The organism is Caballeronia humi (genome assembly GCF_001544475.1).
Classification (GTDB): Bacteria; Pseudomonadota; Gammaproteobacteria; order Burkholderiales; family Burkholderiaceae; genus Caballeronia; species Caballeronia humi.
The window spans coordinates 21496-28532 of record NZ_FCNW02000063.1; the positions used below are offsets into that span (position 1 = coordinate 21496).

Here is a 7037-nt window from a genome sequence, read left to right on the forward strand (position 1 = left end):
GTACGACCAGTGCGAAACCGTTCGACAGGGCAGTGGCAAGCCGGAAGAATCGGTTCAAACAAGGCGTTTATCGAGCGCCAACATTGGAGACGACACCCCATGACCTACGCTTACGACGAGGCGCTCGACGGCCCCTTGCGCGATCACGACAAAGCCGCGATCGTGCGCGATCTGACCGCGCTTCTGCCCGACCTCCAGCTCCTTCACTCGAAAGAAGACCTGCGCCCGTTCGAATGCGACGGCCTCTCCGCGTACCGCATCACGCCGATGCTGGTCGCGCTGCCGGGTACCGTCGATGAAGTCGTCGCCCTCATGAAGTACGCTTCAGCGCATCACATACCGGTGGTCGCGCGCGGCGCGGGTACGGGTCTGTCAGGCGGCGCGTTGCCGCTCGAAAAAGGCATCCTGCTCGTAATGGCGCGCTTCAACCGCATCGTCGAACTCGATCCTGAGGCTTGCACCGCGCGGGTTCAGCCCGGCGTGCGCAACCTCGCGATCTCACAGGCCGCAGCACCCCACGGTCTCTACTACGCGCCCGATCCGTCGTCGCAGATCGCGTGCTCGATCGGCGGCAATGTGGCCGAAAACGCAGGCGGCGTGCATTGCCTCAAATACGGGCTGACCGTCCACAACATCCTGAGGGTCGAGGTCGTGACGATCGACGGCGAGCGCCTCACGCTCGGCTCCGAAGCGCTCGATTCGCCCGGCTTCGACCTGCTCGCGCTCTTCACGGGATCGGAGGGGATGCTCGGCATCGTGGTCGAGGTCACGGTCAAGCTGCTGACGAAGCCGCAGAGCGCGAAGGTGCTGCTCGCGAGCTTCGACGACGTCGAGAAAGCCGGCGATTCGGTCGCGAAGATCATCGCGGCGGGCGTGATTCCCGGCGGCCTCGAAATGATGGACAACCTCTCGATCCGTGCGGCGGAGGACTTTATCCACGCGGGCTATCCCGTCGATGCCGAAGCGCTGCTGCTCTGCGAAGTCGATGGCGCGGAGTCCGACGTGCAGGAGGACTGCGAGCGCGTCGAGGCGCTCTTGCGCGCGGCGGGCGCAACCGAGATCCGTCTCGCGGCGAACGAAGCCGAGCGCCAGCGCTTCTGGGCCGGCCGCAAGAACGCATTTCCAGCGGTGGGCCGCATCTCGCCGGACTACTACTGCATGGACGGCACGATCCCGCGCCGCGAACTCTCGCGCGTGTTGCGCGGCATCGCGGAACTGTCGGAGCATTATGGTCTGCGGGTCGCGAACGTGTTCCATGCGGGCGATGGCAACATGCATCCGCTGATCCTCTTCGATGCCAACGCCCCCGGCGAGATGGAGCGCGCCGAGGTGATCGGCGCGCGCATCCTGGAACTGTGTGTCGCGGTCGGCGGGAGCATCACGGGCGAGCATGGCGTGGGGCGCGAGAAGATCAACCAGATGTGCGCGCAGTTCAACAGCGACGAGCTGACATTCTTCCACGCGGTGAAAGCGGCATTCGATCCCGACGGCCTTCTCAACCCCGGCAAGAACGTGCCGACACTGCACCGCTGCGCCGAATTCGGCTCGATGCACGTGCATCACGGCGCGTTGCCCTTTCCCGAACTGGAGCGCTTCTGATGCGACGTGACCTGATCTCCATCGACGATAGCGCGCGCCTCGTCGAGCACGTTCGCGAAGCGCTCGCGGATAAAAAACCGCTGCGCATTCGCGGCGGCGACAGCAAGGCGTTCCTTGGGCGGCCGGTCGCAGGTGACGATATCGACACGCGTTCGCATCGTGGCGTCGTGAGCTACGAGCCGAGCGAACTCGTGATAACCGCGCGTGCGGGCACACGGCTCGCCGAGATCAACGCGATCCTCGACGATGCGGGCCAGATGCTGCCCTGCGAGCCGCCCACTTTCGGCGGCGAAGCAACGGTCGGCGGCGCGATCGCGAGCGGTTTGTCGGGTCCGCGCCGTCCCTGGGCGGGATCAGTGCGTGACTTCATCCTCGGCTGCCGCGTCATCACGGGCGAGGCGAAGCATCTGCGCTTCGGCGGGCAGGTGATGAAGAACGTCGCGGGCTACGACGTGTCGCGATTGATCGGTGGGAGCTTTGGTTGTCTCGGGCTGATCACGGAAGTGTCGCTGAAGGTGCTGCCGAAGCCGCGCGAATCGCGCTGCCTCGCGCTCGATATCGACGCCGATGAGGCGATGCGCGAGTTGTCCGCGTGGCGCAAGGCAGCGTTGCCGGTCACGGGCGCCTGCCATCTCGACGGCCGCCTGCACGTGCGACTCGAAGGCGGTGCGGGATCGGTGCGCGCGGCGCTGGAGCGCATCGGCGGTGAAGTGATCGATGCGCGCTTCTGGGCGTCGCTGCGCGAACAGCGCCTGCCATTCTTCGACGATCCGCGTCCGCTCTGGCGCCTGTCGCTGCCGAACGACACGCCGCTCGTCGATTTGCCGGGCGCGGCGCTACTCGACTGGGCTGGCGCGCAGCGCTGGCTCAAGAGCGACGCGCCCGCCGCGACGATTCGCCAGATCGCGAGCGCGCACGGTGGCCACGCGACGGGTTTCACGCAGGCACCGGGCATCGAGCCGTTTCATCCGATCCCCGCGCCGCTGATGCGCTATCACCGGCAACTGAAAGCGCGTCTCGATCCGCAGGGCATTTTCAATCCCGGGCGCATGTACGCCGACTACTGACGCGAGACCGAAAGGCGACCGATCATGCAAACCAATCTCAGCGACGAAGCCAAACTGCTGCCGCGCGCAAAGGAAGCGGAGGACATCCTGCGCTCGTGCGTGCACTGCGGCTTTTGCAATGCGACGTGCCCGACGTATCAACTGCTCGGCAACGAACTCGACGGCCCGCGCGGACGCATCTATCTCATCAAGCAGATGCTCGAAGGCGAGCCCGTCACCGACAAGACGCAACTCCATCTCGACCGGTGCCTGACGTGCCGCAACTGCGAGACGACGTGTCCGTCGGGCGTGACGTATCACGCGCTGCTCGACATCGGGCGCGAGATGCTTGAGCGGCGCGTCGAGCGGCCCGCCGCCGAGCGTATGCTCCGCGCCGGGTTGCGCCACGTCATTCCGCGCGCGAAGACCTTCGGCGCGCTGCTGAAAGTCGGACGGATGATGCGGCCGGTTTTGCCCGCCAAGCTCGGCGACAAGATTCCGCATGCAGCGGCCGCCGCCGGCCAGCGACCGGTCAAGCGGCATGCGCGGAAGATGCTGATGCTCGAAGGCTGCGCGCAGCGCTCGCTGTCGCCGAATACGAATGCCGCGGCGGCGCGCGTGCTCGATCGGTTCGGCATCAGCATCGAAGGCGCACCCGAGGCGGGCTGCTGCGGTGCGACCGACTATCACCTGAACGCACAGGACGCGGGGCTCGAACGCGCGCGTCGCAACATCGACGCATGGTGGCCGAAGATCGACGCGGGCGCCGAAGCGATCATCCAGACGGCGAGCGGGTGCGGCGCGTTCGTCAAGGAATACGGCCACTTGCTGCGCGACGATCCGCTCTATGCCGCCAAGGCGCGCCGTGTGAGCGAACTGACGCGCGACCTCGGCGAAGTGCTTGCAGCGCTACCGCTCGAACAGTTGAGCATCGAAGCGGATCAACGTGTCGCGTTTCATTGCCCGTGCACGTTGCAGCACGCGCAGAAGCTCGGCGGATCGGTGGAAGGCGTGCTCGGCCGGCTCGGTTTCGATCTCTCGCCCGTGCCCGATGCGCACCTGTGCTGCGGATCGGCCGGCACGTATTCGTTCACGCAGCCCGAACTCGCTCGCAAGCTGCGCGACAACAAGCTCGACGCGCTCGAAAGCGGCAAGCCCGACGTTATCGCGACGGCCAACATCGGCTGCCAGACGCACCTCGGCGCGGGCGGACGCACGGCGGTGCGCCACTGGATCGAGATCGTCGACGAAGCGATTGCCTGAGGCGCGTCTCAGGTTTTTTGAATCATCCGAGCATTTTTAGATCGCCCGCACGGCCACGAGCCGCGCACGGGCGGCCCCTTTTCGTATCATCCGAAGAGACTGGAGACACATGGACATCCTCGCCAAACCCACTGACACCGCCTTCGACCGCGCCACCGTCGAAGCCCGCGCCTACGCGAAAGCCACCTGGCGCCTGTTGCCGTTTCTATTCATCTGCTATGTCGCGGCCTATCTGGATCGCGTGAACGTCGGCTTTGCCAAGCTGCAGATGCTGAACGACCTCAAGTTCAGCGAGACCGTGTACGGCCTCGGCGCCGGCATCTTCTTCATCGGCTATTTCCTCTTTGAAGTGCCGAGCAACATCATCATGCATCGCGTGGGCGCACGAGTGTGGATCGCGCGGATCATGATCACGTGGGCGATCATTTCGGCGGCGTCGCTGTTCGTCAAGACGCCGACCGCGTTCTACGTCATGCGCTTTCTGCTCGGCGTGGCGGAAGCGGGCTTCTTTCCGGGCATCGTGCTGTATCTGACCTACTGGTTCCCCGCCGAGCGGCGCGGGCGCATGAACGCGCTCTTCATGATGGGCATTCCAATCGCGGGCGTGGTCGGCGGGCCGCTCTCCGGCTGGATCATGAACGCGTTCCAAGGCGTGGGCGGCTGGTCGAACTGGCAGTGGCTCTTCTTGCTCGAGGCGATTCCGTCAGCGATTCTGGGCATCGTGACGCTCTTCTGCCTGCCGAACGGTATCCGCGCGGCGCGCTGGCTCAATGATGACGAGAAGCAAGTGCTGGAAGCGAACATCGAACGCGACAGCGCGGGCAAGACGCACGGCTCGCTCGCGGGCGTGTTCAGGGATGCGCGCATCTGGCGCATGGCTGCCATCTACTTCTGCTGCATGATGGGCCTGTACGGCATCAGCTTTTACCTGCCGACGCTCGTCAAAGCGAGCGGCGTGAAGAGTGCGCTCGACGTCGGCCTTCTCAGCGCGATTCCCTATGCATGCGCGGTGGCAAGCATGTTCCTCGTGGCGCGCAGCGCGGATCGCACCGGCGAACGGCGCTGGCACTTCGCGATTCCGGCGGTGCTGGCGGGCGCTGGCCTTTTCGCCAGCACGCAACTCACCGGCAATATCCCGCTCGCGATGATCGCGTTGACGGTCGGCACGGCGGGCATGCTCGCGACGATGCCGGTCTTCTGGACCTATCCGAGCGCAATCGTCGCGGGCGGTTCGGCGGCGGCGGCCATCGGCATGATCAATTCAATCGGCAATCTGGCGGGGTTCGTGAGCGCGTCGATCATCGGCTGGATGAAGGACGTGACGCACAGCACGAATGCGGGCATCTACTGCGTGGCGGGTGCGCTCGTGCTCGGCGCGGTGCTCGCGCTGCTGCAGCCGCGGCAGGCGGTGAATCGGTGAGCGATGAAACTGCGCGTGGCTGCTGCGACGCGCGGCACGCGCACGGAGGCGGGTGGCCGACGATCGAGTGACGGCTACCCGCTTCGCGCGTTCAGGGCGCGTCGCGTGCGACGTGCGGTGCCTTTCGGGTCATGGCATCCGAATCGATGCCCGCTGCGGCCCACGTTTCAAGCGCGTGCTTCAGCACGGGCCATTCGAAAGGTTTGTGCAGATAGCCATCGAACGACGGGAAGTCGTCGTCGTGCAGATCGGTGCGTCCCGTCACCGCGATCATGCACGCATCCTGCGAGGCGCCTTCGTCGCGCAGGCGCTCGCACGTTTGACGGCCGTCGCCATCGGGGAGACCGACATCGCACAGGATCACGTCGAAACGCGTTTTGCTGGCGTACTCCGTTGCCGTCTTGCAGTCGTACGCCACCTCGACGGAGTGGCCCAGTTCGGCCGCGAGCGCCGCCAGACTGTCTGCTGAATCTCGAACATCGTCGATAACCAGGATCTTCATGTCTCCCACCGTCCCTAACTCAGCAGCGCGCGGCGCGCGCTTCACACCAGCAAAGCAAGCTCGATGCCATCCAGCGGCACGCGCTGCCATAAGGCTGCGAAGTTTCGCGGATGCGGCCAGCGCAAAACCTGCCTGTATCAAGTGCTATGGAAAGTAGTTTTTTGGGACGATCCCCAGCGCGCGTCGCGATTGATGCGATGAATTTGCAGCATCGCATCGGGGCGCGCGCAAAATCCTCAAGGTAATCGCGCCGCTGTCGTTAAACGGTTGTCCGGGCGTTATCGCCCGTTCCACCCAGCAGGCGCACCGCCGCCGCTGCCGTGCAATTCGCGGTGCGATTCCAACACTCCATGTTTTCGACGATAAAAGGCCGGCTGGCACTGGCCATGACGTTTTTGAGCGCGCTTTTGATCGCGATCGGCACCATCGGACTGATCGGCATGAGCCAGTCCAATGCCACGAGCCACGAACTCTTCACCAACCAGATGCCGAGCGCCGTGTCGGTCGGAAACGCCGAGATGTTCATGGCGCGCGAGCGTCTGAGCTTCGACCGCGCCGCACTGAACGCGGGCACGCCGGCCGCCGAAGACGCGATCGGACGCGGCACGCTGATGCGCAAGACCTCCGACGACGCCTGGACGACCTACTCGACGTTGCCGGTAGAGCCAGGCGAGAAGCCCCTGGCCGATGCTTTCAACAGCCAGCGGCTCGCTCTGCAAAAGCTGCTGGACGCCAGCTACGCCGATATTCGCGCCAACGATCATGACAAGATTCTCAAGGGCGCCAACGAAATGCAGGCGCTTTTCACGGAATTCGCGAAGTCGGGCGTCGAATTGCGCAAGTTCCAGTTCGAATCGGCGAAGACTGCGTATGAAGAAGGCGAGGCGAAGTTCAACCGGTTCCGCACGCTGAGCATCGCCGCGATTCTGCTGGGCGTGGCTGCGGCCGCTTACTCGTGGGTGTCGCTGCGCCGGAAGATCGCCCGACCGCTCGACGCAGCGCTCGCGCAGTTCGATGCCATCGCTGCCGGTGATTTGCGCAGCGAAGTTGTCGTGACGTCGAACGACGAAATGGGCCAATTGCTGCGCGGCCTTGGGAAGATGCAGACAAGCCTCATCACGACCGTGCGCACGGTGCGCTCGGGCAGCGAGTCGATCGCCTCGGCGACGAAGGAAATCGCGGCGGGCAATATCGATTTGTCGTCGCG

Annotated in this window: 7 protein-coding genes; 5 read left to right on the top strand and 2 right to left on the bottom strand. The window is 64.9% G+C overall.

The genetic code is table 11. The features are described from left to right. Positions 1-99 precede the first annotated feature (99 nt). The 4 genes from glcD (at position 100) to AWB65_RS30435 (ending at position 5328) form a co-directional block, all read left to right on the top strand. Positions 100-1599: a glycolate oxidase subunit GlcD gene (glcD, locus tag AWB65_RS30420; RefSeq protein ID WP_087670627.1), complete on the top strand. Its 1500-nt coding sequence runs from the start codon at positions 100-102 to the stop codon at positions 1597-1599. Further along, a complete protein-coding gene (glcE, locus tag AWB65_RS30425; RefSeq protein WP_087670628.1) occupies positions 1599-2666 on the top strand; it encodes a glycolate oxidase subunit GlcE in 1068 nt (355 codons plus the stop codon). The genes glcD and glcE overlap by 1 nt, the downstream gene beginning before the upstream one ends. A gap of 24 nt (positions 2667-2690) precedes the next feature. Further along, positions 2691-3908: a glycolate oxidase subunit GlcF gene (glcF, locus tag AWB65_RS30430; protein WP_087670629.1), complete on the top strand. Its 1218-nt coding sequence runs from the start codon at positions 2691-2693 to the stop codon at positions 3906-3908. 109 nt (positions 3909-4017) lie between these two features. After that, a complete protein-coding gene (locus AWB65_RS30435; RefSeq protein ID WP_087670630.1) occupies positions 4018-5328 on the top strand; it encodes an MFS transporter in 1311 nt (436 codons plus the stop codon). A 91-nt stretch (positions 5329-5419) separates the two neighbouring features. On the opposite strand, the gene AWB65_RS30440 is transcribed toward AWB65_RS30435, so the two are convergent. Then, positions 5420-5830 (bottom strand): response regulator, encoded by a 411-nt coding sequence (locus AWB65_RS30440; RefSeq protein WP_159907870.1) that lies wholly within the window; start codon positions 5828-5830, stop codon positions 5420-5422. A gap of 259 nt (positions 5831-6089) precedes the next feature. Then, the gene (locus AWB65_RS37225; protein WP_235007861.1) at positions 6090-6272 is read right to left on the bottom strand and encodes a hypothetical protein; all 183 of its coding nucleotides are present in this window, start codon (positions 6270-6272) and stop codon (positions 6090-6092) included. On the opposite strand from AWB65_RS37225, the gene AWB65_RS30445 reads away from it, so the two are divergent. Next, positions 6217-7037 (top strand): methyl-accepting chemotaxis protein (locus AWB65_RS30445; protein WP_235007860.1); only part of this gene is annotated, 821 nt, incomplete at its 3' end. The two genes, AWB65_RS37225 and AWB65_RS30445, sit on opposite strands and share 56 nt — an antisense overlap.